This window comes from Rhodobacter viridis (assembly GCF_003217355.1).
Taxonomy (GTDB): domain Bacteria; phylum Pseudomonadota; class Alphaproteobacteria; order Rhodobacterales; family Rhodobacteraceae; genus Rhodobacter; species Rhodobacter viridis.
This window is the reverse complement of record NZ_QJTK01000002.1, coordinates 31,891-53,415: the sequence shown is the minus strand read 5'-3', so window position 1 is coordinate 53,415 and position 21,525 is coordinate 31,891. Positions and strand designations below refer to the sequence as shown.

Sequence of the window (21,525 nt, the reverse complement as noted above, 5' to 3'; positions counted from 1 at the left end):
GAGGCTGTTTCATGAAGACGATCATCACGAGCGTCGCTGCGTTTGTCGCCGCGTCGCTGGCATTTTCCCCTGTCGCGCAAGCCCAGGAAAGCTCGAACCGCGTCGCCGCGAAAACTGACTGGAGCGTCTTCGTCGAAGACAGCCCGAAGGAATGCTGGGGCGTGTCGCCGCCGAAAAAATCGGTGGCCACCAAGGATGGCAAAACGGTGCAACCGCGCCGCTCGGAAATTCTGCTCTTCGTCACTTATCGCCCCGGCAAGGCTGGCGAAGTGATGTTCATGGCGGGATATCCCTTCGCCGATGGCTCGACCGTCGATCTGAAGGTGAACACCGGCGCGACCTTCACCCTCTTCACCAATGGCGAAGGCGCCTGGGCGGGCTCGCCCGAGGACGACGCCAAGCTGATCGCGGCGCTGAAATCCGGGGCCGAAGTGACGATCTCCGGTCATTCGGGTCGCGGCACCAAGACCGAGGACACCTTCTCGCTGATGGGCTTTACCGCCGCGCTCGACGAAGCGTCCAAACGCTGCAAGTAAGATCACGGCCCACCGGGCTCAGGCGGGATGCGTCACGCGCATCCTGTCTTTTTGTTTTTGCCGTGCCCGTCCCGGGGTCAGGATCGGCAGGCAGGGCAGCATCGCCTCGGGGCAAAGCGTGGCCAGTTCGGGATGCTGCGCCAGCACCTGTGCACCGAGCAGCAGCGTCTCGACCGCAAGCCCGCGCGCCAGCACCAACGCATGCCGATCCAGCAGGAAGCAGATGTAGCGGATGGCGCCGTGGACCCGGTCGCGCCGGGCCGGGCTGCACGTGTCCCCGCGGCAGGCACAGTCGCGCAGGCGGCAGATCTCGGGCGCGCACAGATGCTGCGCCGCGATCAGTACCTCCTCGCCGTCACGCAGCCGGACGCGCAGCCGATGCTGCGGCGAGACCCTGAGCGGCGGATCTGCGGCCGCGCCCCCGAATTGCGCCACCGGCACGAGGATCGGCAGATCCCGGGCAGCGACCTCTGCGGCGGGCACCTCGCGCCGCCCGATCCAGCGGATCGGACGCGGCCCCGCGGGCGTCAGCACCTGCATCCCGGGGGTCAGATCCTCGGCCCGGACAGGCCCGGCAACGGTTTCGATCGGCGTATCGGGCCAGAGGCACAGCTGCGTCTTCGTGATCGGGTCATAGCCGACCGGGGCCGCATCGATCACCATCGCGATCATCCCCGTCGCATTCGGTACCCCGTCGGGAAAGACGAAATACATGTGATGCGCGGAATCCTGCAGCAGGATCATATCCTTGGCGGTGCCGGTCGGGATCGTGAGGCCAAGAATGTTGATCCCCGGCTGCGCCGTGCCCGAGCCCAGAACGGTGTAGTTCGTGCCCCCGACCGAAACGAGTTCGCCGACCGAGATCTTGCCATTGAGATCGGTCAAGGTCAGCCCGTCCGTCAGGCTGCCAAAGCTCGACAGCAGCAGGGTCTGCTGTGCCGACAGAAGCGAGACGGACAAAAGCGAGCCGTTGTATTGAAGAATGCTGACTGGAAAGTCCATGACCGGTTCGGGGTGGGCAACAGGCACGGGCAACTTCGCAAAACAGTCCTAAGAATGCTTTAACCGTTCTGGATTCCGGCTTTGTTTTCCGCGCCGAATCCCCTATATGCACGGCTTGCCCAACGCTGGACCTGCCATGACCGAGCCGACCTCTCCGATCACGCAAGACGTGCTGACCCTGCCGCGCAAGCTGCCCGAGGGCGGCAAGGTCAATCTTGTCGGCCTGACCCGCGAGCAGCTGCGCGCGGCGCTGATTGCCGCGGGCACGCCCGAGAAACAGGCGAAGATGCGGGTCGGTCAGGTCTGGCAGTGGATCTATCACTGGGGTGTGCGCGACTTCACCGCCATGACCAATCTGGCGAAAGACTACCGCGCGCTGCTCGACCGCAATTTCGAGATTGCCCTGCCCGAGGTCGTGACCTGTCAGGTGTCGATGGATGGCACGCGGAAATATCTTCTGCGCATCGCGGGCGGTCACGAGGTCGAGGCCGTCTACATCCCCGAGGAAAACCGCGGCACTTTGTGCATTTCCTCGCAAGTGGGCTGCACGCTGACCTGCTCCTTCTGTCACACCGGCACGCAGAAACTGGTGCGCAACCTGACGGCGGGGGAAATCGTCGGTCAGGTGATGGTGGCGCGCGACGATCTGGGCGAATGGCCGGTGCCGGGCGCGCCGAAGGACGAGACGCGGCTGATCTCGAACGTCGTGCTGATGGGCATGGGCGAGCCGCTCTACAATTTCGAAAACGTCCGCGACGCGATGCAGGTCGTGATGGACAACGAAGGCCTGACGCTGAGCCGCCGCCGGATCACGCTTTCCACCTCGGGTGTCGTGCCGGAGATTGCCCGCACCGCCGAGGAAATCGGCTGCCTGCTGGCGATTTCCTTCCACGCCACCACCGATTCCGTGCGCGACAAGCTGGTGCCGGTGAACAAGAAATGGAACATCGCGACGCTGCTCGATGCGCTGCGCGACTATCCGCGGCTGTCGAACTCCGAGCGGATCACCTTTGAATATGTGATGCTCAAGGATGTGAACGACAGCGACGCCGACGCGCGGCGGCTGGTGAAGCTCATTCAGGGCATCCCGGCGAAGATCAACCTGATCCCCTTCAACGAATGGCCCGGCTCGCCCTATCAGCGCTCGGACTGGGAGCGGATCGAGGCGTTTGCCGATATCGTCTACAAGGCCGGTTACGCCGCGCCGATCCGCACGCCGCGGGGCGAGGATATCATGGCCGCCTGCGGGCAGCTCAAATCCGCCACCGAACGGGCGCGGAAATCGAAGGCCGAGATCGAGGCCGAAACCGGTCTCTGATCCCCGCCGTCGCAAAGGGCGTATTTGGACCAAGAAGAAGCCGCATGTTTCTTCTTGGTCCAAATACGCCCTTTCGCGGTTGGCTTCAGGCGTGGCCGTTGGCCCAGGTCTCGATGACGTCCACCGCTTCCTCGGCGGTTTCGACAAAGCTGATCAGGTCGATGTCCTCGCGCGCGATCGTGCCTGCCTCGGCCAGATAGTCCCAGTCGACGACGCGGCGCCAGAATTCGGCGCCGAACAGGATCAGCGGAATCCGCTTCATCCGCCGGGTCTGGATCAGCGTCAGCGTTTCGAACATTTCGTCGAGCGTGCCGAAGCCGCCCGGAAAGACGCAGACCGCCTTCGCCCGCATCAGGAAATGCATCTTGCGGATCGCGAAATAGTGGAAGTTGAAGCACAGATCCGGCGTCACATAGGCATTCGGCGCCTGTTCATGCGGCAGCACGATGTTGAGCCCGATCGATTGCCCCCCGGCCTCGTGGGCGCCGCGGTTGCCCGCCTCCATCACGCCCGGCCCGCCGCCGGTGCAGATGACATATTCGCGCCCGTAAGCCGCCATCGAGCGTTCCGTCATCATCCGCGCGAAGGTCCGCGCCTCGTCGTAATAGCGGCTGAGGTCCGCCAGAATGGGGGTCTTGGCGGTGTCTTTTTGCGCCGGTTCCGGGATGCGGGCGCCGCCAAACAGCACCACCGTGCTTTCGACGCCGCGTTCGTCCATGATCAGCTGCGGCTTCAGCAGTTCCAGCTGCAACCGCACCGGGCGCAATTCCTCGCGCATCATGAAGCCGCCATCGGTGAAGGCGAGCTTGTAGGCGGGCGCGCGGGTCTGCGCGGTGGCGGGGATGTCCTGCGCCGTTTTCGCATCCATGATGCTGTCACGGAACGGGTGGGATCGGCTTTCGTCTTTCATATCCTGCTCATTGCGCGAAGGGCTTTCCCCAACTATAGGGGGAAAACCATGAAGACCACTTGAAAGAGGACCGTTCCGATGTCGAACGCCATGCTCGAAGCTGCCATCGAAGCCGCCTGGGAGGTTCGCGACACCCTCACGCCCCACACCAAGGGCGAGACGCGGGACGCGATCGAGGCCACGCTCGAGGCGCTCGACAAGGGCGTGCTGCGCGTCGCCGAGAAGAAGGACGACGGCAACTGGCATGTGAACCAATGGGCGAAAAAGGCCGTGCTGCTGGGCTTCCGCGTCAAGGACATGGAAGTGCATTCGGGCGGGCCGCAGAACGGCACCTGGTGGGACAAGGTCGACAGCAAATTCGCCCATTGGGGCGAGGCGCAATGGAAGGCCGCGGGCTTCCGCGCCGTGCCGCACTGCATCGTGCGCCGCTCGGCCTATATCGCCAAGGGCGCGGTGCTGCTGCCGTCCTTCGTCAACCTCGGCGCCTATGTCGATGAAGGCACGATGGTCGACACCTGGGTGACGGTGGGCTCCTGCGCGCAGATCGGCAAGAACGTGCACCTCTCGGGTGGCGTCGGCATCGGCGGCGTGCTGGAGCCGATGCAGGCCGGTCCGACGATCATCGAGGACAACTGCTTCATCGGCGCGCGCTCGGAGGTGGTCGAGGGCTGCATCGTCCGCGAGGGCTCGGTTCTGGGCATGGGCGTCTTCATCGGCAAGTCGACGAAGATCGTTGATCGCGAGACCGGCGAGGTCTTCTATGGCGAAGTGCCGCCCTATTCGGTGGTCGTCGCGGGGTCGATGCCCACGAAGGGCGGCATCAACCTTTACTGCGCGGTGATCGTGAAGCGCGTCGATGCGCAGACCCGCTCGAAGACCGGCATCAACGAATTGCTGCGGGACTGATCATGCTTTTGTCGCTGGCGGCCAAGGTGGTGGATGCGGTGCGCCAGGGCGCGCTGCCGCAGCCCCTGCGCTTCGTTCTGATGGTCGCCGATCTGGCGATGATCGGTCTGGTGACGCCCGTGGCCCTGAGCAAACTGGGCGAAATGGCCAAGGCTGCCGCCCCCGGGGACTGGATGCCCGGGGCGGCGATCGGGCTTTATGTACTGGTCGCAGCCTGGCTGGCCGTGACCTCGCTGCGGTCTTTGCGCCGCAGTTGAGAAGGGAAACAGGATGACCGAGACGGCCGAGAAACCCGAAAAGGCGAAACGCCCGCAGCAGGTCTATACGCTGCTGGTCGAGGTGGGGCGCTCGGCCAATGATGGGTTGCCGAAGGGCTCCACCGGGGCGGGGCTTTTGTGCTACGCCAGCGGCGTCGACGAGGCCGAGGCGGTGCGGGAAACCGTGGCGATCCTGAAGCAGGCGGATATGGCGCCCCTCGATGTGACCGGCTACGGCACTTTGGCCGAGCGCGAAAAGGCGGGCGACGAGATCGACGCCGCCGAGAAGGAGCTGATGCAGCGGGCGCTGGATGAAAATTCGGTCGTCGTCGCGCAGATGACGCCCTTCTACGACGAGAAGGCCTGAGCGGACACCCGCCAAGCGGGTTTGCGCCCTGCCCATAGCCTGCTAGACTGTTTTCAAACAACGAACAGTCGGGCAGGCCATGAAACGCGCGTTGAAACCCATCCTCTTCTCCCTGTTGGCTTTTTCGGCGCTGACCGCCTGCGGCGGGCCGCTGGATCGGGGAGGCGTTTCCATGAACACCATCGAAGAGATTCCCCCCGTCGATGCGGCGACGCAGGCGGGGATGGATGCCTGGGTCGCGGGCTTCAAGCCCCGCGCGATGGCGGCGGGGATTTCCGAAGCGACCTGGAACCGCGCGATGCGCGACGTGCCCTATAACCCGAAGGTGATCGAGCGGCAGCAGTTTCAGGCCGAGTTCGTGAAGCCCATTTGGGACTACATGGACAGCGCGGCCTCGGACGAGCGGATCGCGAATGGCCGGGCGGCGCTTGCACAATATGACGGCGTGCTGCGCGAGATTGAGGCACGCTATGGCGTCGACAAGGAAGTGGTCGTCGCCGTCTGGGGGATGGAGAGCCGCTACGGTGCCAAGCGCGGCAACACCCTGATCATTCCCGCGCTGGCGACGCTGGCGCATGACGGGCGGCGGGCCGAGTTCTTCGAAGGCCAGCTGATCGGCGCGCTGAAGATCCTTCAGGCGGGAGACATCGACCCGGCGCACATGACCGGGTCCTGGGCCGGGGCGATGGGGCATACGCAGTTCATCCCGACCTCCTATCTGGCCTTCGCGGTCGATTTCACCGGCGATGGCAAGCGCGACATCTGGTCGGACAATCCGGCCGATGCGCTGGCCTCCACCGCCGCCTATCTTGCGCGCTCGGGCTGGTCGAAGGGGCAGCCCTGGGCGGTCGAGGTCAGCCTGCCCGAGGGCTTCGACGTGGGGCTGGCGGGCAAGGGCACGAAACGGGCGCCCTCGGACTGGGCGGCGCTGGGCGTGCGGGGCGTGAATGGCGGGGCGGTGCCGAATTACGGCGCCGCCTCGATCCTGCTGCCGGCCGGGCCGCAGGGGCCTGCGCTGATGATCTTTGGCAATTTCACTGCGATTTCGCGCTACAACAATGCCGATGCCTATGTGATGGGGGTCGGCCATCTGTCGGACCGGCTGAAGGGGCAGGGGCCGTTCGTGCATCCGTGGCCGCGCGAAGGCCGGGCGCTGACCGATGCCGAAAAGGTCGAGGTGCAGCAACTTCTGACCGCGCAGGGCTATGACACCAAGGGCACCGATGGGCTGATTGGCGCGGGCACGATCATGGCGGTGATGGACTACCAGCGCGCCCACGGCATGACGCCGAATGGCTGGGTGACGATCAAGCTGCTGGAGAGCCTGCGCGGCGGTTGAGCGGGTGTTTCGGGCGGATCACGGCGCCGGGCTGAGGCCGATCACCAGCTCATGCAGGTGAAAGACCGCCGCCCAGGCGAAGACCGCGATGCCGAGCCGGAGCAACGAAGGGTGTCCCTGCGGGCGCCAGCGCCCGCTGAGGACGGCGGCAAAGGGGATCAGGCTGGTATGCGCGGCCAGACGGCCGAATTCCGCCGCGCCGATGCGGCGGATCAGGCGCTTTTCCATCGCCCGCATGCCGATCAGCGAGAAGACGAGGAACACCCCGAACAGGATGCCGTGCGCCAGATCGCCGTTCACCAGCAGATGCGCCGCCGCCCAAAGCACCAGCGCCCAGAGGAACGGTTGCCGGGTGATGCCGACGATGCCGGGCCGCGCCGGGTCGAAGCCGGTCGAACGGCCCTCGAAGGCGAAGGGGTTCGGGGCAGCGATGGCATAGCTTGAAATCAGGATCACCACAGGCATCACGAGATTCGTGACCCAGCGCATCCAGACCTCTTGCGGCCAAAGCTCGACATAGGGCGCGCGGGCGGCAGCCCCGATCAGCCAGTAAAGCAGCCCCAGCGCCAGAAGGCCGAAGGCGATGCCGTAGCCCGCACGGCCGAGTGTGGCGACCAGCAGCCCCTTGATCCGCGGATTGGCCGGGATCAGGTGGGTCGACAGGAAGGCAAGCCCGGCAAGGGCGAATTCGAGCCAGTCCATCACTTACCTCTGTTTCGACAATTGCACGGCCAGAATCCCGCCCGCGATGATGATCACGCCCAGAAGGTCAAGCAGGCCGAGCCGCTCGCCCAGCACCAGCGCCGCGATGGCGACGCCGAAGAACGGGTTGAGGAAATGGAAGGTCGCGGCCTTCACCGCGCCGATCCGCCCCACCAGCTTGAACCAGATCCAGGTGGCCAGAAGGCCCGGGATCAGTGTCGTGTAAAGGAAGGCCAGCACCAGCCGGGTCGAGGGCATGACATCCCAGGTTTCGGTGAAAGCCGACACCACAGCCAGCACGGCGGCGCCGACCCACATCTGCAGCCCGACGATCATCAGCACATTGCCCCCCGACGACGCGCCGCGTACCGAAAGCGTGGCCACCGACAGCGCCAGCGCCGCCGCGAAGCACAGCGCCAACCCCACCGGATCGACCCCGCCCGAGAGCCGCGCTCCCATGATGATGGCGACGCCGATCACCCCCGCCACCAGCCCCGCAAGGCCAAGCGGGCGCACGGTGTCCCCAAAGACCACCCGGCCGAGCAGCGCCACCATTAGCGGCATGGTCGAGGCGACGATCGAGGCGACCGAGGCCTGAATCCACTGCATCGCAACGAAATTCAGCCCCAGATACAGCGCGTTCTGGCAGATGCCGAAGATCAGCGTCGCCTTCCATTGCGCCCGGCTCAGCCGCCAGCTTTGCCCCAGCGCCAACGCAATGGCGACGCCCAGCCCGCCCGAGATCAGGAACCGTGCCGAGAGCGCCAGCAGCGGCGGCGCCTCGGCCACGATGATCCGCGCCGAGGTAAAGGCCGAAGACCACATCAGCGCGAAAGCAAGGCCCATGGCTATGGCGCGAATATCCATTCTGTTCCCATCCGTCGGTGCGATTTCGAACAGCCAGAGCCGAATTTGCCCCGGCCGGACAAGACAAAACCTGTATGCGATACAGGTTATTTCTCCGTCTGCGCCTTGGCGCAGGCCCGGTGCCCAAGAAGAAGGCCGCCCTGCGAAGCAGAGCGGCCCAAATACGTCAGCACCCTTGCGGGGGCCTCAGGGGATCAGACGTTGACGCTGTCCTTGAGGGCTTTGGCGATCGTCACTTTCACCTGCTTGTCAGCCGGTTTCATCATCGTCTCGCCGGTGGCGGGGTTGCGCACCTGACGCTCCGGACGGGCCTTGCACGAGACTTTGCCGATGCCCGGCAGCGTGACCGAACCGCCCGCCGCGACTTCCTTCGTCACGACATCGGCGATGGCGTCGATGGCGGCGGTCGCGGTTTTCTTGTCCGACCCCATGGCTTCGGCAAGCGCGGCCACCAGCTGGGTCTTGGTCATCGGTTTCGACATGGGTCTTCCTCTCATATGCCCCGGTGGGCGGGGCTATCTTGATCCGTCTGCACGGTTTGATGCGCCCTCTAACACACCGTTTTTTCCAGCATGGCAAGCCTTTTCGGGCGAGTTTTGCCGATTTTCCCGGCGTCAAGGCAGCGCATCAAAGGAAGGCTGTTTCGTCGAAAGAGCGCAGTTTCCGGCTGTGGATCCGCTCCAGCGGCATGGCCCGAAGCTTCTCCATCGCGCGCACGCCGATGAGCAGATGACTGGCCACCTGAGTGCGGTAAAACTCGGTCGCCATGCCCGGCAGCTTGAGTTCGCCATGCAAGGGTTTGTCCGAAACGCAGAGCAGCGTGCCGTAGGGAACCCGGAACCGGAAGCCGTTCGCGGCGATGGTCGCGCTTTCCATGTCGAGCGCGACGGCCCGGCTTTGGTTCAGCCGCTGCACCGGGCCGGATTGATCGCGCAATTCCCAGTTGCGGTTGTCGATCGTCGCCACGGTGCCCGTGCGCATGATCCGCTTCAACTCGTAGCCCTCGAGCTGCGTGATCTCGGCCACGGCTTCCTGCAGCGCCACCTGCACCTCGGCCAGGGCCGGGATCGGCACCCAGACCGGCAGATCGTCATCCAGAACATGGTCTTCGCGCAGGTAGGCATGGGCCAGAACGAAATCGCCCAAGCTCTGCGAGTTGCGCAGCCCTGCACAATGGCCGACCATCAGCCAGGCATGCGGCCGCAGCACGGCGATATGGTCGGTCGCTGTCTTCGCATTCGACGGCCCGACGCCGATATTGACCAGCGTAATGCCGTTCCCGTCCGGCCGCTTCAGGTGATAGGTCGGCATCTGCGGCAGCTTTGCGAGCGGCGGGATCACGCCATCGGCGGTGGTGATTTCCACATTCCCCGGCGCGACGAAACTTGTGTAGCCCTGCGCCGGATCGGCCAGCATCTGCCGCGCGACCTTCTCGAATTCGTCGACGTAGAACTGGTAGTTGGTGAACAGCACATGGTTCTGGAAATGCTCGGGCGCGGTCGCTGTGTAATGCGACAGCCGCGCGAGCGAGTAATCCACCCGCTGCGCGGTAAAGGGCGCCAGATGCCCCGAGCCATCCGGGTTCGGCTTCGCCGTGCCGTTCACGATGTCGTCGTTCATGCTTTCCAGGGACGGCACGTCGAAGACATCGCGCAGCGAGATCGTCAGCGCGCCTTCCTGCGGGATCGTCACCTCGGGTTGCCCTGCCACGGCGAAATGCACCGGGATCGGGGTCGAAGACGGCCCGACCGTCACCGGAACCCCATGGTTGCGCATCAACAGCCCGATCTGCTGCGTCAGGTAGTTCCGGAACAGATCGGGCCTTGTGATCGTCGCCACCTTGGTGCCCGGGGACGACACATGGCCGAAGCTCAGACGGCTGTCGGCCTTGAGGTGCGAGGTGACGGTGATCCGCACCTCGGGGTAGAAGGCGCGAAAGCGCGTGTCGGCGTCGCCATTGGCCAGCACCTCGTTGAACTTTTGCAACAGGAAGCTTGTCGCCTCGGCGTAGAGCTGTTCGAGCCGGGCCACGGCAGCGGCCGGATCGGTGAAGGTGTCATGCGCCGAGGGCGGCGGGGTCAGGATCGTGACGGGATCATTCATGCGAAAAGCTCGGTCAGTTGGAATTTCGTCACATCGACAAGGCCAAGGTCGGAAATGCGGATTTCCGGGATCACCACCAGGGCCAGCAGCGAGTGCTGCATATAGGCGTTGTTCAGCGTGCAGCCGCAGTCGGCCATCGCCTTGACCATCGCCGCGGCACGGGCGGCGACCTCGGCGGCGGGGTCGTCGGACATCAGCCCGGCAATCGGCAAGGGTACGGCGGCCAGCTCGGCGCCGTCTTTCCAGACGCTGATGCCGCCGCCCATCTCGCCCAGACGGTTGGCGACGGCGGCCATCGCGGCGCGGTCGGTGCCCACCACAATCATGTGGTGGCTGTCATGCGCGACGGTCGAGCCGATGGCCATCGAGCCCTTGTAGCCAAAGCCCGAGACGAAGCCGTTCACCACCTTGCCCGTGCCGCGGTGCCGCTCGACCAGCGCGATCTGCGCCACGTCTTTCATTTCATCCGGCTGCGCCAGCCCATCCATGACCGCCAATTCCGCGGTCAGCGCCTTCGTCGGCGCCTGATTTTCAACGACGCCGATCACCTTGGCGGTCACCGTATTCGCGCCCTCGGGGGCGGGAATCGCGAAATCCGCAGGCGCGAGGTGCTTGCCCAGATGCACGGTCTGACGCGCGCTGTCGGGCCAGTCGTAATGCGGGCAGGCGACTTTCAGGGTGCCGTTCTCGGCCACCACTTCGCCCCGCGCGATCACCATCTCGACCGGCAGGGCGACCAGATCCGAGGTCAGGATCACATCCGCCCGCCGACCCGGCGCAATGGAGCCCAATTCCCGTTCCAGCCCGAAGTGGCTCGCCGTGTTCACCGTGCACATCTGCAGCGCGATCAGCGGATCGCAATCGCAGGCGACGGCATGGCGATAGACGCGGTTCATGTGGCCTTCGTGGACCAGCGTGCCGGAATGGCAATCGTCGGTGCATAGGATGAAATTACGCGGATCGAGCCCGCGCTTCGTCACCGCGGTGATCTGGCTTTCGACATCATACCAGGCCGAGCCGAGCCGCAGCATCGCCCGCATCCCTTGCCGGACCCGGGCCACGGCGTCGTCTTCGCAGGTGCCCTCATGGTCATCGGCCGGACCGCCCGCGGCATAGGCGCGGAACGGCGCGCCCAGATCGGGGCTGGCATAATGCCCGCCCACGGTTTTCCCCGCCCTCTGCACGGCCGCGATCTCGGCCAGCATCTTGGCATCGGCGCCAATGACGCCGGGAAAGTTCATCATCTCGCCCAGACCGATGATGCCGGGCCAGGACATCGCCTTGGCCACATCCTCGGGGGTGATTTCAAAGCCCGTCGTCTCCAGCCCCGGCGCCGAGGGCGCGCAAGAGGGCATCTGGGTGAAGATGCTGACGGGCTGCAGCATCGCCTCGTCATGCATCATCCGCACGCCCGCCAGACCCAGCACATTGGCAATTTCATGCGGGTCGGTGAACATCGTCGTCGTGCCATGCGGGATCACGGCGGCGGCAAATTCCGCGGGCGTCAGCATGCCGCTTTCGACATGCATGTGACCATCGACGAGACCGGGGATCATGTAGCGGCCCTGCGCCTCGATCACCCTTGTCTCGGGCCCGATGGCCGAGCTCAGATCCGGGGCGATGGCGGCGAAACGCCCCTCGGCAATCGCGATGTCGTAACCGTCCAGCACTTCGCGGCTTTGGACGTTGACCCATTTGCCCTGCCGGATCACGCAATCGGCGGGTGCTCTGCCCGCGGCGACGGCAATCAGACGCGGCGCGGCCTCGGGCCAGGTTTTGAGAGATGTCATATGTTCCATGACCAAAGGTGCCAGAGCTTTTTGCCCTTCGCAAGTGACGACGTGATGACTAGGGTGCGAGGCGAAGGAGAAACCCATGAAAACGCTGCTGTCGATCGGTCACGGCTATTCCGCGCGAGCGCTGGCCCGGCTGCTTTTGCCCGCGGGCTGGCGGATCATCGCGACGACGCGCAGCGCCGTGAAAGCGGAAATGCTTCGAGCCGAAGGGGTGGAGCCGCTGGTGTGGACGGGGGGGCCGTTGCCGCTGGCGGAAGCCACGCATCTGCTCACTTCCGTGGCCCCCGATGGCTCTGGCGACCCGGTTCTCGCTGCGCAGCGAAATGAAATTGCTGCGGCGCAGCATTTGCGCTGGGTGGGGTATCTTTCGACCGTCGGCGTCTATGGCGATCATGGCGGCGGCTGGGTGGATGAAGACACGCCCCTGACCCCCTCGACCACGCGCGGCGTGCAGCGGGTGGCGGCCGAAGCGGCTTGGCAGGCGCTGGGATTGCCGCTGCATATCTTCCGCCTTGCCGGGATTTACGGCCCCGGCCGTGGCCCGTTCGAGAAGGTCCGGGACGGCACCGCGCGGCTGATCCTGAAGCCCGGACAGGTGTTCTCGCGCATCCATGTCGAGGACATCGCGCAGGTTCTGGCGGCCTCGATCGCGCACCCGAACCCCGGGCGGGTCTACAACGTCTGCGACGACGCGCCCTCGCCGCCCGAGGATGTGCTGGCCTATGCGGCCGAGCTTCTGGGCCTGCCCCGCCCGCCCGAGGTGCCCTTTGACCCCGCCAGCATGACCCCGATGGCGGCCAGTTTCTATGCCGAAAACAAGCGGGTGCGGAACGACCGGATCAAGACGGAACTCGGGGTGAGCCTGCGCTACCCCGAGTTCCGGTCCGGTTTGGAAGCGATGCTTCAGGCCGGTTGAGCGATCAGCGGGCGCTCTTTCACCGGCAGGTGGACGAGCGCCGAGAACGCCCCCATGCCGACGCCGACCCACCAGACCAGCGTGTAATCGCCCGAGATGTCGTAAAGCCGCCCGCCCAGCCAGACGCCCAGAAACGCGCCGACCTGATGCGAAAAGAAGACGACGCCATAAAGCGTGCCCATGTAGCGCAGCCCGTAAATCTCGGCGATCAGGCCCGAGGTCAGCGGCACCGTCGCCAGCCACAACGCCCCCATCACGAGCGAGAACACCAGCACCGTCGCGGGCGTCATCGGCACCAGGATGAAGGCGGCAGCGGCGATCGTGCGCAGCAGGTAAACGATGGCGAGCGCATATTTCTTCGAATAGTGCCGCCCGGCCCAGCCCGCAAAGATCGTGCCTGCGATATTGGCCAGACCAATGAGCGAGATCGCCACGGCGCCAAGGGTGGACAGGCTTTGAATGCCGATTGCCGCCAGCAGCGATCCGGGCGGAACGGCGCCGCACATCTCGGTCACCATCGCGGGGAAATGCGCGGTGATGAAGGCGAGCTGATAGCCGCAGGAAAAGAAGCCAAGGAAGATCAGGGTGAAGGACGGGTCCCGCAGGGCCCGTTTCAAGACCGTGCCCATCGGCTCGCTTGTGCCATGGTGCGCGGCGCGGGCGGGGCTGCGCAGAAGCGGCAGGGCGGCCATCGCGGCAAGGATCGTGACCGAGAAGATCACGAAGACGGTCTGCCACGGGAAGTGGCTGAGCAGCGCCTCGGCCACCGGCGCGCCGAAGACCTGACCTGCCGAGCCCGCGGCAGTGGCGATGCCCAGCGTCAGCGAGCGATTCTCGGCCGAGGCGGCGCGGCCGACGACGGCCAGGATCACGCCAAAGCCGGTCCCGGCAATGCCGAAGCCGACGAAGATTTCCAGCAGATCATGTTGCCAGGGCTGGGTGGCAAAGGCCGACAGCACCAGACCGAGCGCATAGAGCAGCGCGCCCAGCACGATCGCCTTGCGGTCGCCGAAGCGTTCGGCAATCGCGCCGAAGATCGGTTGCCCGATCCCCCAGGCGAGGTTCTGGATCGCGATGGCGAGCGAAAACTCCGCCCGCGGCCAGCCGAATTCGGTGGCGATCGGGATCTGGAACACCCCGAACGAGGCCCGGATGGCGAAGCCAAGCATCAAGATGATGGCACCGCCCACAAGGACGGGGGTGATCAGGCGGGTCTGGGTCATCTGCGTCTCCCTCGCAAGGGGGCCAGTTCGCCATGCGCGGGGGGCTGCGTCAATCTGTCGATTGTGCCCCGAACAATCGCGCCGCCGCCTGCCCCGCGATGCGGCCCGTGGCAAGGCAACCGGTCAGGAGGTATCCGCCCGTCGGCGCCTCCCAATCCAGCATCTCGCCCGCGGCAAAGACCCCGGGCAGGGCCGTCAGTTCAAGACCGTCGGTCAGGGCGGTCTCGGCAATGCCGCCCGCCGAGGAAATCGCCTCGGTCAAGGGGCGCGGGCCCAGATGGCGCACGGGGAGCGCTTTCAGCTTGCGGGCGAGCGCCAGCGGATCGGAGGGCAGCGGGCGGCCCCATTCCTGCAGCAGGGCGAGTTTCACCGGATCGAGCCGCAGCGCCTTGCGCAGCCGATTGGGCAGGCTGTCGCGCGCAGGCGTGCGGCTCAGCCGATGCGCGATGTCATCGAGCCGCAGATCGGGCGCAAGGTCGAGCGACAAAGGCGCCCCATCCCGCACCCGCGCGGCAATCGCATAGATGCCGCCGCCTTCGAGCCCCCGGGCGGACAGCACGAATTCGCCCCGGCTTGTGTGATCCGGCGTGATCAGCGCCGCGCCTTTCACCGGCTGGCCCAGGTGCGCGGCCATGTGGGGAGACCACTCCACCACCAGCCCCATGTTCGCGGGTTTGAACGGGGCAAGGCTCACGCCTTTCTCGGCCAGCCACGGCACCCAGGCGGCATCCGAGCCAAGCCGCGGCCAGCTTGCGCCGCCAAGCGCCAGAACGGTCACCTTGGGGGTCAGCAGCTTCGGTCCGTCGGGCGTGTCAAAGGCGAAAGCGTCGTTCGCAAAGCCGGTCCAGCGCCAGCGCGTGCGGACCTCCACCCCCAGATCGGCCAGCCGTCGCGCCCAAAGCCGCAGCATCGGCGAGGCTTTCATTTCGACCGGAAACACCCGCCCCGTCGAGCCGGTGAAGAGATCGAGCCCAAGTCCGCGGGCGAAGTCCTTCACCCCCTCGGGGCCGAAACCGGCCACATGCGGGCGAATCCAGTCGGGGGAATAGGCGTCGAGAAACTGCGCCAAAGGCTCGTCGCGGGTCAGGTTCAACCCGGATTTCCCCGCCATCAGGAATTTCCGCGCCAAGGTCGGCTTCGCTTCGGCCAGAATGACCCGGATGCCCGCACGGGCCAGTTCCTCGGCCGCCATCATCCCGGCCGGACCGCCGCCAATCACCAGCGCCTGCATCATCCGAGCTTCGCCGCCATCGAAGCCAGCCGCATCAAGGCCCGTTCGATCACCGCCATCTGCGGCGCCTTGGAGGCCGAACGCAACGTGAGGTCAGCCTCGATCAGCACCTTCAGCGCCTCTTCGAGTCGCATCATCCCCCAGCGGCTCGCCTGCCGCTGCAACACGTCGCGGCGCGGGCCAAAGACCGGCGGACGCAGCTTGCCGATGCCCGCCCCGGCCCCGCCGGGGTCCGAGGCCGCCATGTGCAAGGTGCGGAAATGCCGGGTCGCCATGATCGCCAGCGTCACCGGCTGCACGCCCTGTCCTTCGATCCGGCGCATCATCCGCGCCAGATCCAAGGGCCGCCCGTCAGCCACCAGTTCCAGCACTTCGTCGATCTCCGCTTCGACTGTCGTGGGGGCGCAAAGCGCCACCTCGGCCGGGGTCAGGGGGCTGCTATCCCCATGTTTGTAAAGCGCGATCTTTTCGATCGTCTGGCGAAAATCGCCCGGATCAAGCGCCTTCGACAACGCCAAAACATCGGTCATCGTCTCGTTCGGGATGGTCCGCAGCCCGGCCTTTTTCAGGATCTCCTCGATCTCTTCGCGGCTCGGCGGATCGTCATAAATCCCGATCGCATAGGCGTTCGGGTGATTCTCGAAGATCTTGCGCAGCGCAGATTTCGCGGTCAGCCCGCCTGCCGTGACGATGATCTGCGCATCGCCATGCGTCCAAGCCTTCACTGCGGCGTCGAAGGCCGGGGCGGTGGTGTCGGTGGCTTCTTCGACAAAGACCACGCGCGGACCGGGAAAGAACCCGATCTCCTTGATGCCGTCGATCACCTGTGAGGCATCCTTGCGCAGATCGGCGCCCGAAAGCCGGGTCAGCCGCATCTCGGCCTCGCCCTCGGGGCCGATCAGCGCCGCGATGACCTCTTGCCGCCGCAGGGCGACCCGCATCGCATCGGCGCCATAGATCAGAAGCCCGAGCCGCGCCGGATCGGGTTTGCCGAAATAGCGCGTCGCGGCGATGCCGGTCAGCTTCATTTCGGCAGCGTGCTCGCCTGCGCCAGCAGACGGGTGACGATCTGATCGGCGAGCATCCGCATCAGGCGGCGATGGGCGTCATCCTCGGCCGAGGAGGTCGCGACCACCGAGCCAGAGGCCGACCACGAGGTGAAGCTGCTCACCTTGCCCGCCAGCAGCACGGCATCCGAGCGACTGTCATGCAGCGTGTAATCGACCTGCCCGGTCAGCGAATAGCGCGTCGTCGCCCCTTCGGGCGTGATCGCCTGCCCGAGCACGTCGGTCGTGACGGTGTAAGACAGCCGATACCGCGCCTTTTCGACCGGGCCGAGCCGTTCCGACAACCGCCGCACCAGCGCGAAATCGTCGGGTGTTTGCGGCATGTCGGTTTCGACGCGGCCCAGAAGTCCGGTCGCGCCGCCCTTCGGCCCGAAGGCCGGGGTGAAGCCGCAGCCCGAGAGGGCCGCAGCGCTGATCAGAAGCAGAAAGGACCGACGGTCAGACGACCACATTGACGATACGCCCCGGGACGACGATGAGCTTTTTCGGCTGGCCACCGGCCAGAACCTTGATCACAGTCTCGTCCGCCAGCACGAGCTTTTCAACCTCGGAAGCGGGCATGTCTTTCGGCACGACCACTTCGCCGCGGCGCTTGCCATTGATCTGAATCGGCAGCGTGACGGTATCCTCGATCAGCATCGCCGGATCGGCCTTCGGCCAGGGCGCGCGCACAACGAGCCCCTCGCCGCCCTGCTGCGCCCAGACATCCTCGGCCAGGTGCGGCGTCATCGGCGCCATCAGCTGGGCAAGCGTGCGCATCGCCTGTTGCCGCACCGGTTTCGACGCATCCGATTTCGCCAGCGTGTTGGTGAATTCGTAAAGCTTCGCAATCGCCTTGTTGAAAGCGAAATTCTCGATCGAGAAGGTCACATCGGCAATCGCCCGGTGCATCGCGCGCAGCAGCGCCTCGTCTTCGCGGGGCGGCAGGTCGGCGGGCAGGGAGGCGATACGGTCGCACAGGTTCCAGACCCGGGTCAGGTGCTTGCAGGCGGCCTCGGCCCCCGAAGCGGTCCATTCCACGTCACGCTCGGGCGGGCTGTCCGACATCACGAACCAGCGCGCGGTATCGGCGCCGAATTGCGCGATGATGTTCATCGGATCGACGACGTTCTTCTTCGACTTCGACATCTTGGCCGAGGGGATGACGCTTACTCGCCGGTTTTCAGGTTGAGACTGGTATTTGATAAACAGCTCTCCCTCGGTCAGTTCTTCCAAGTTAAGGTTTGGGAATTTCGCGCGTTCTAGCGCAAGGCGAAGTGGCCCAGCGTTGAAGACATGAACCTCTTCTGGGAGGTGATAGACCGGACGGCCATTGGCGTCGCGGGTCAGGTAGATCTCGTGCGTCACCATGCCTTGGGTGAAAAGCGCGTCGAAGGGCTCGATCGCTTTCGCGGGCAGGTGCCCGGTCTTCGCCATCGCACGGGCGAAGAAGCGCGAATAGAGCAGGTGCAGAATCGCATGCTCGATGCCGCCGATATATTGATCGACGTTCATCCAGTAGTCGGCATCCTCGGCCACGGTCGGCGTGGTGGCATGGGGCGCAGTGAAGCGCGCGTAATACCAGGACGAATCGACGAAGGTGTCCATCGTGTCGGTTTCGCGCCGGGCGGGGGCACCACATTTCGGGCAGCTGCAATCGCGCCAGGTCGGGTGCCGGTCGAGCGGGTTGCCCGGCTTGTCGAAGGTGACATCATCGGGCAGCCGGATCGGCAGGTTTTCCTTCTTCTCGGGCACGACACCGCAGGCGGCGCAATGCACGACGGGAATCGGGCAGCCCCAGTAGCGCTGACGGGAAAGCCCCCAGTCGCGCAGGCGGTATTTCGTGACGCCGGTGCCCCAGCCTTGCGATTCTGCCACGGCGATGGCGGTGGCCACGCCCTCTTCGCCGGTCTGCACTTCCGCCCCGGCAAAGCCGCGGATGTAGTGGACGGTTTCCGATTTCATCGGCACGAAAGCTTCCGTCAACGCCGCTTCTTCGGCGCCTTGCGCAACGAAGACCGGGTTGATCGGCAGGGCGTATTTCGTGGCGAATTCGAAGTCGCGCGCATCATGCGCCGGGCAGCCGAAGATCGCGCCGGTGCCGTAATCCATGAGGATGAAGTTTGCGATCCAGACCGGCAATTCCCAAGCCGGATCAAGCGGATGCTTGACGCGAATCCCGGTATCCAGACCGATCTTCTCGGCGGTTTCGATCGCTTCCTCGGTGGTGCCGCCCTTGCGGCATTGGGCGATGAACTCGGCCATTTCCGGGTTCGCCGCTTCCAGCACTTTCGCCAGCGGATGGTCGGGCGAGATGCCGACGAAGCTGGCCCCCATCAGCGTGTCAGGCCGGGTCGTGTAGACCTCGATCTGGCCGAATCCCTCGGGCGCATCGACGGTGTCGAAGCTGAATTGCAGCCCGCGCGACTGGCCGATCCAGTTCGCCTGCATCAGCCGCACCTTTTCCGGCCAGTCCTTCAGACCATCGAGCGCCGCGAGCAACTCGCCCGCGTAATCCGAGATCTTGAAGAACCACTGCGTCAGTTCCTTGCGCTCGACCAAGGCGCCCGAGCGCCAGCCGCGCCCGTCCTCGACCTGTTCGTTCGCCAGAACCGTCATGTCGACCGGGTCCCAGTTCACCACCGCATTCTTGCGATAGACGAGACCGGCGTCGAGCATATCAAGGAACATCGCCTGCTGCTGGCCGTAATATTCCGGGTCGCAGGTGGCAAACTCGCGGCTCCAGTCGATCGAGAGACCAAGCGGCTTCATCTGCGCGCGCATGTCGGCGATGTTCGAATAGGTCCAATCCTTCGGATGGCCGCCCCGCTCCATCGCGGCGTTTTCCGCGGGCATCCCGAAAGCGTCCCAGCCCATCGGATGCAAGACGCTGAATCCGCAGGACATTTTATACCGCGCCACCACGTCGCCCATGGTGTAGTTGCGCACATGGCCCATGTGGATGCGTCCCGACGGATAGGGGAACATCTCGAGCACGTAATATTTCGGCTTTGCGGGATCGCGCCGCGCGGTGAAGACGCCCTCCGCCTCCCAGGCGGCTTGCCAATTCTTTTCGCTCTGGCTCGGCTCGTAACGCGACATCTGGCCCCTCGTTCGTCATCGGTCGCGGTTTGCTACACCGCGCGGGGCCGGAAGGTCCAGTGATCAGGAAAGACAAGTGACAAAATAACCCCGCCGCGGGACGGCCCGGGCGGGGAAATCGCAGGCTTGTGACGGCTCAGAGGCCCGAGTCGCGAATCCGCAGCTGCCGGGCCCGGGTCAGGATTGCATCCTCGACCGCACGCGTGGTTTCCGGGGACACCACGCCGCCGCGGCTTTCGAGCGACACTTTCAGCGACCGCGCATCCAGCGCCGGATCGGTGATGTGGATCGTCGCCTTGTAGGCCTTGCCGCCACCGGGCGGCGTGCCGTAGCCCGTCACGATCAGGCCAGAGAACGGATCGACCGATTGAATCGGCAGGAAGTCGAGCACTTCCAGCGAGGCGCTCCAGAGATACTTGTTCACCGCGAGCGAAACGTTCGGGTCCTCGTTGTTCGAAAACAGGTCGAACAAGGAAGATTGCTTCGGCTTTGCATTGAACTTGTCGAAAGCGGTTTCCTGCTTTTGCGGGGCCGCCGCGGATCCGCCCCAGTGAAACAGCTTGCCACTGGAGGTGCCGCCGCAGCCTGCAAGGCCAAGCGCAAATCCCAGCACCGCCGCGCTGCGCAGAAAGGTTGCTTTCTTCATACGATCGACTGCCCCCGCAGGCTGAACCCATTGGCTTTTCCTGTCTCTAGCCGAAGGCCCGAAGGGCGACAAGATTTTTCCCCCGTCAGTCGGGCTGCGCGGCGGCCTGAAGTCGTCTGGTCCCAGCGGGGCACTGTGGCAAAGCTGCACCACGCGGTTTCGCTTTGGCCGCTTCGGCCCTGTTTTCGTTGCAAAGAGGGGCGTGGCGAGAGAAAAAGCCTGCATACCCACCTCGGATTCCCCTGAGTTGGGGCTGACCTTAGCAAATGAGGGAACAAATGAAAAAGCTTCTCATCGCGACGACCGCGCTCGTCATGACCGCTGGCATGGCTTCGGCCGAAGTGAAACTGTCGGGCGACGGCCGCATGGGCGTGGTCTATGACGGCGCCGACTGGAACTTCTCGAGCCGCGCTCGCGTCGCCTTCACCCTCTCGGGCACCACCGACTCGGGTCTGGAATTCGGCGCTTCGTTCAAAACCTCGGACATCCGTGGCGACGCCGCTGGCGCTGATGGCCTCGAAGATCCGCGCGCTGGCAACCGTGGCACCGTGTTCATCTCGGGCGCCTTCGGCAAGCTGACCATGGGCGACGTTGCTTCGGCTCCGGAAGAGCTGTTCGGCGACCTGGCTGACGTCGGCTACATGGGCGACGACTGGGGCACCGCGAACGGCGGCACCAACGACATCCCGTACCTGACCCTCGACAACGAGACCACCTCGGGCCTGATGTACACCTACAGCGCCGGCTCGTTCTCGGTCGCCGCTGCGATGACCGACGGCAACGGCTACGGCTCGGCGCTGCAAGGCACCTTCGAAGCTGACACCCAAGCTTACTCGGTCGCCGCTGCCTACACCTTCGGCAACTACACCGTTGGCCTCGGCTACGAGCAGCTGGACCGCACCGGTTCGGTTCTCGACATGAGCCAAACCGAACTCGCCGGCATCGCCAAATTCGGCAACACCGACGTCAAAGCCTACTACGCCATCGGCGGCGATGCGAACCCGGTTGACGACGCTGTCGGCCTGAGCGTTGCCTCGACCTTCAACGCGATCACCGTCAAAGGCTACGTGCAAAACGTTGACTATGTTGCCGCTGGCGTCGACAGCGTGACCTGGTACGGCCTGGGCGCCGACTACGATCTGGGCGGCGGCGCGATCCTCGCCGCTGGCGTGCAAGACGACGACATCAACGGTTCGGATCCGACCGCCAACGTCGGTGTGAAATTCAAGTTCTGATCTTTCAGAACCTGATGGGAAAG

21 protein-coding genes are annotated in these 21,525 nt (G+C 65.1%); 8 read left to right on the top strand and 13 right to left on the bottom strand.

Annotated features, from left to right (window positions below; translation table 11 throughout):
• Positions 1–11: 11 nt before the first annotated feature.
• Positions 12–536 (top strand): invasion associated locus B family protein, encoded by a 525-nt coding sequence (locus C8J30_RS03525; protein WP_110804355.1) that lies wholly within the window; start codon positions 12–14, stop codon positions 534–536.
• Between the two features lie 18 nt (positions 537–554).
• Here the strand turns inward: C8J30_RS03525 and C8J30_RS03520 are convergent, their stop codons facing one another.
• A complete protein-coding gene (locus tag C8J30_RS03520; protein WP_110804354.1) occupies positions 555–1,538 on the bottom strand; it encodes a Hint domain-containing protein in 984 nt (327 codons plus the stop codon).
• A gap of 136 nt (positions 1,539–1,674) precedes the next feature.
• On the opposite strand from C8J30_RS03520, the gene rlmN reads away from it, so the two are divergent.
• Positions 1,675–2,856, top strand: coding sequence for a 23S rRNA (adenine(2503)-C(2))-methyltransferase RlmN (gene rlmN / locus C8J30_RS03515; protein ID WP_110804353.1), 1,182 nt, complete (start codon positions 1,675–1,677; stop codon positions 2,854–2,856).
• A gap of 85 nt (positions 2,857–2,941) precedes the next feature.
• On the opposite strand, the gene C8J30_RS03510 is transcribed toward rlmN, so the two are convergent.
• On the bottom strand, positions 2,942–3,766 hold the full coding sequence (locus C8J30_RS03510; protein ID WP_110804352.1) for an LOG family protein: 825 nt from the start codon (positions 3,764–3,766) through the stop codon (positions 2,942–2,944).
• 78 nt (positions 3,767–3,844) lie between these two features.
• Here C8J30_RS03510 and dapD point away from each other — a divergent pair, with 78 nt between their 5' ends.
• From dapD to C8J30_RS03490, 4 genes are all read left to right on the top strand, one after another.
• Complete coding sequence (gene dapD / locus C8J30_RS03505; RefSeq protein WP_110804351.1) at positions 3,845–4,672, top strand: 2,3,4,5-tetrahydropyridine-2,6-dicarboxylate N-succinyltransferase; 828 nt, start codon at positions 3,845–3,847, stop codon at positions 4,670–4,672.
• Between the two features lie 2 nt (positions 4,673–4,674).
• Complete coding sequence (locus C8J30_RS03500) at positions 4,675–4,929, top strand: hypothetical protein (protein WP_110804350.1); 255 nt, start codon at positions 4,675–4,677, stop codon at positions 4,927–4,929.
• Positions 4,930–4,942: 13 nt separating this feature from the next.
• The gene (locus C8J30_RS03495) at positions 4,943–5,296 is read left to right on the top strand and encodes a hypothetical protein (RefSeq protein WP_110804349.1); all 354 of its coding nucleotides are present in this window, start codon (positions 4,943–4,945) and stop codon (positions 5,294–5,296) included.
• 79 nt (positions 5,297–5,375) lie between these two features.
• Entirely contained in the window at positions 5,376–6,635 is a 1,260-nt protein-coding gene (locus C8J30_RS03490) for a lytic murein transglycosylase (protein ID WP_110804348.1), read from the top strand.
• An 18-nt stretch (positions 6,636–6,653) separates the two neighbouring features.
• Here the strand turns inward: C8J30_RS03490 and C8J30_RS03485 are convergent, their stop codons facing one another.
• From C8J30_RS03485 to C8J30_RS03465, 5 genes are all read right to left on the bottom strand, one after another.
• Positions 6,654–7,337, bottom strand: coding sequence for an NnrU family protein (locus tag C8J30_RS03485; protein ID WP_110804347.1), 684 nt, complete (start codon positions 7,335–7,337; stop codon positions 6,654–6,656).
• Positions 7,338–7,340: 3 nt separating this feature from the next.
• Complete coding sequence (locus C8J30_RS03480; protein ID WP_110804346.1) at positions 7,341–8,204, bottom strand: DMT family transporter; 864 nt, start codon at positions 8,202–8,204, stop codon at positions 7,341–7,343.
• Between the two features lie 194 nt (positions 8,205–8,398).
• Positions 8,399–8,686 carry an HU family DNA-binding protein gene (locus tag C8J30_RS03475; RefSeq protein WP_013065996.1) on the bottom strand — a complete coding sequence of 96 codons (288 nt, stop codon included), beginning with the start codon at positions 8,684–8,686 and terminating at the stop codon, positions 8,399–8,401.
• A 145-nt stretch (positions 8,687–8,831) separates the two neighbouring features.
• On the bottom strand, positions 8,832–10,307 hold the full coding sequence (locus C8J30_RS03470) for an AMP nucleosidase (protein ID WP_110804345.1): 1,476 nt from the start codon (positions 10,305–10,307) through the stop codon (positions 8,832–8,834).
• Positions 10,304–12,106, bottom strand: coding sequence for an adenine deaminase (locus tag C8J30_RS03465; RefSeq protein ID WP_110804344.1), 1,803 nt, complete (start codon positions 12,104–12,106; stop codon positions 10,304–10,306). The genes C8J30_RS03470 and C8J30_RS03465 overlap by 4 nt, the downstream gene beginning before the upstream one ends.
• Positions 12,107–12,182: 76 nt before the next feature.
• On the opposite strand from C8J30_RS03465, the gene C8J30_RS03460 reads away from it, so the two are divergent.
• On the top strand, positions 12,183–13,019 hold the full coding sequence (locus C8J30_RS03460) for an SDR family oxidoreductase (protein WP_110804343.1): 837 nt from the start codon (positions 12,183–12,185) through the stop codon (positions 13,017–13,019).
• Here the strand turns inward: C8J30_RS03460 and C8J30_RS03455 are convergent.
• The 6 genes from C8J30_RS03455 to C8J30_RS03430 all read right to left on the bottom strand — a co-directional run bounded on the left by C8J30_RS03455 (position 13,007) and on the right by C8J30_RS03430 (position 20,267).
• Positions 13,007–14,242 (bottom strand): MFS transporter, encoded by a 1,236-nt coding sequence (locus C8J30_RS03455; RefSeq protein WP_110804342.1) that lies wholly within the window; start codon positions 14,240–14,242, stop codon positions 13,007–13,009. The two genes, C8J30_RS03460 and C8J30_RS03455, sit on opposite strands and share 13 nt — an antisense overlap.
• Before the next feature lie 49 nt (positions 14,243–14,291).
• The gene (locus C8J30_RS03450; RefSeq protein WP_110804697.1) at positions 14,292–15,473 is read right to left on the bottom strand and encodes a TIGR03862 family flavoprotein; all 1,182 of its coding nucleotides are present in this window, start codon (positions 15,471–15,473) and stop codon (positions 14,292–14,294) included.
• Positions 15,473–16,501, bottom strand: a complete 1,029-nt coding sequence (gene holA, locus C8J30_RS03445; protein ID WP_110804341.1) for a DNA polymerase III subunit delta — start codon at positions 16,499–16,501, stop codon at positions 15,473–15,475. Before holA ends, C8J30_RS03450 begins: the two co-directional genes overlap by 1 nt.
• On the bottom strand, positions 16,498–16,992 hold the full coding sequence (lptE, locus tag C8J30_RS03440; protein ID WP_110804340.1) for an LPS assembly lipoprotein LptE: 495 nt from the start codon (positions 16,990–16,992) through the stop codon (positions 16,498–16,500). The genes holA and lptE overlap by 4 nt, the downstream gene beginning before the upstream one ends.
• Positions 16,979–19,621, bottom strand: a complete 2,643-nt coding sequence (gene leuS / locus C8J30_RS03435) for a leucine--tRNA ligase (RefSeq protein ID WP_110804339.1) — start codon at positions 19,619–19,621, stop codon at positions 16,979–16,981. Before leuS ends, lptE begins: the two co-directional genes overlap by 14 nt.
• Positions 19,622–19,757: 136 nt before the next feature.
• Positions 19,758–20,267 (bottom strand): DUF3576 domain-containing protein, encoded by a 510-nt coding sequence (locus tag C8J30_RS03430; protein ID WP_110804338.1) that lies wholly within the window; start codon positions 20,265–20,267, stop codon positions 19,758–19,760.
• Between the two features lie 278 nt (positions 20,268–20,545).
• Here C8J30_RS03430 and C8J30_RS03425 point away from each other — a divergent pair, with 278 nt between their 5' ends.
• A complete protein-coding gene (locus C8J30_RS03425) occupies positions 20,546–21,502 on the top strand; it encodes a porin (RefSeq protein WP_181420760.1) in 957 nt (318 codons plus the stop codon).
• Positions 21,503–21,525 lie beyond the last annotated feature (23 nt).

What these genes read in the sequence shown, in the direction of transcription:
- C8J30_RS03525 (WP_110804355.1), top strand. Translation starts at nt 12, where the DNA reads ATGAAGACGATCATCACGAGCGTCGCTGCGTTTGTCGCCGCGTCGCTG.
- C8J30_RS03520 (WP_110804354.1), bottom strand. Translation starts at nt 1,538, where the DNA reads ATGGACTTTCCAGTCAGCATTCTTCAATACAACGGCTCGCTTTTGTCC.
- rlmN (WP_110804353.1), top strand. Translation starts at nt 1,675, where the DNA reads ATGACCGAGCCGACCTCTCCGATCACGCAAGACGTGCTGACCCTGCCG.
- C8J30_RS03510 (WP_110804352.1), bottom strand. Translation starts at nt 3,766, where the DNA reads ATGAAAGACGAAAGCCGATCCCACCCGTTCCGTGACAGCATCATGGAT.
- dapD (WP_110804351.1), top strand. Translation starts at nt 3,845, where the DNA reads ATGTCGAACGCCATGCTCGAAGCTGCCATCGAAGCCGCCTGGGAGGTT.
- C8J30_RS03500 (WP_110804350.1), top strand. Translation starts at nt 4,675, where the DNA reads ATGCTTTTGTCGCTGGCGGCCAAGGTGGTGGATGCGGTGCGCCAGGGC.
- C8J30_RS03495 (WP_110804349.1), top strand. Translation starts at nt 4,943, where the DNA reads ATGACCGAGACGGCCGAGAAACCCGAAAAGGCGAAACGCCCGCAGCAG.
- C8J30_RS03490 (WP_110804348.1), top strand. Translation starts at nt 5,376, where the DNA reads ATGAAACGCGCGTTGAAACCCATCCTCTTCTCCCTGTTGGCTTTTTCG.
- C8J30_RS03485 (WP_110804347.1), bottom strand. Translation starts at nt 7,337, where the DNA reads ATGGACTGGCTCGAATTCGCCCTTGCCGGGCTTGCCTTCCTGTCGACC.
- C8J30_RS03480 (WP_110804346.1), bottom strand. Translation starts at nt 8,204, where the DNA reads ATGGATATTCGCGCCATAGCCATGGGCCTTGCTTTCGCGCTGATGTGG.
- C8J30_RS03475 (WP_013065996.1), bottom strand. Translation starts at nt 8,686, where the DNA reads ATGTCGAAACCGATGACCAAGACCCAGCTGGTGGCCGCGCTTGCCGAA.
- C8J30_RS03470 (WP_110804345.1), bottom strand. Translation starts at nt 10,307, where the DNA reads ATGAATGATCCCGTCACGATCCTGACCCCGCCGCCCTCGGCGCATGAC.
- C8J30_RS03465 (WP_110804344.1), bottom strand. Translation starts at nt 12,106, where the DNA reads ATGGAACATATGACATCTCTCAAAACCTGGCCCGAGGCCGCGCCGCGT.
- C8J30_RS03460 (WP_110804343.1), top strand. Translation starts at nt 12,183, where the DNA reads ATGAAAACGCTGCTGTCGATCGGTCACGGCTATTCCGCGCGAGCGCTG.
- C8J30_RS03455 (WP_110804342.1), bottom strand. Translation starts at nt 14,242, where the DNA reads ATGACCCAGACCCGCCTGATCACCCCCGTCCTTGTGGGCGGTGCCATC.
- C8J30_RS03450 (WP_110804697.1), bottom strand. Translation starts at nt 15,473, where the DNA reads ATGCAGGCGCTGGTGATTGGCGGCGGTCCGGCCGGGATGATGGCGGCC.
- holA (WP_110804341.1), bottom strand. Translation starts at nt 16,501, where the DNA reads ATGAAGCTGACCGGCATCGCCGCGACGCGCTATTTCGGCAAACCCGAT.
- lptE (WP_110804340.1), bottom strand. Translation starts at nt 16,992, where the DNA reads ATGTGGTCGTCTGACCGTCGGTCCTTTCTGCTTCTGATCAGCGCTGCG.
- leuS (WP_110804339.1), bottom strand. Translation starts at nt 19,621, where the DNA reads ATGTCGCGTTACGAGCCGAGCCAGAGCGAAAAGAATTGGCAAGCCGCC.
- C8J30_RS03430 (WP_110804338.1), bottom strand. Translation starts at nt 20,267, where the DNA reads ATGAAGAAAGCAACCTTTCTGCGCAGCGCGGCGGTGCTGGGATTTGCG.
- C8J30_RS03425 (WP_181420760.1), top strand. Translation starts at nt 20,546, where the DNA reads ATGAAAAAGCTTCTCATCGCGACGACCGCGCTCGTCATGACCGCTGGC.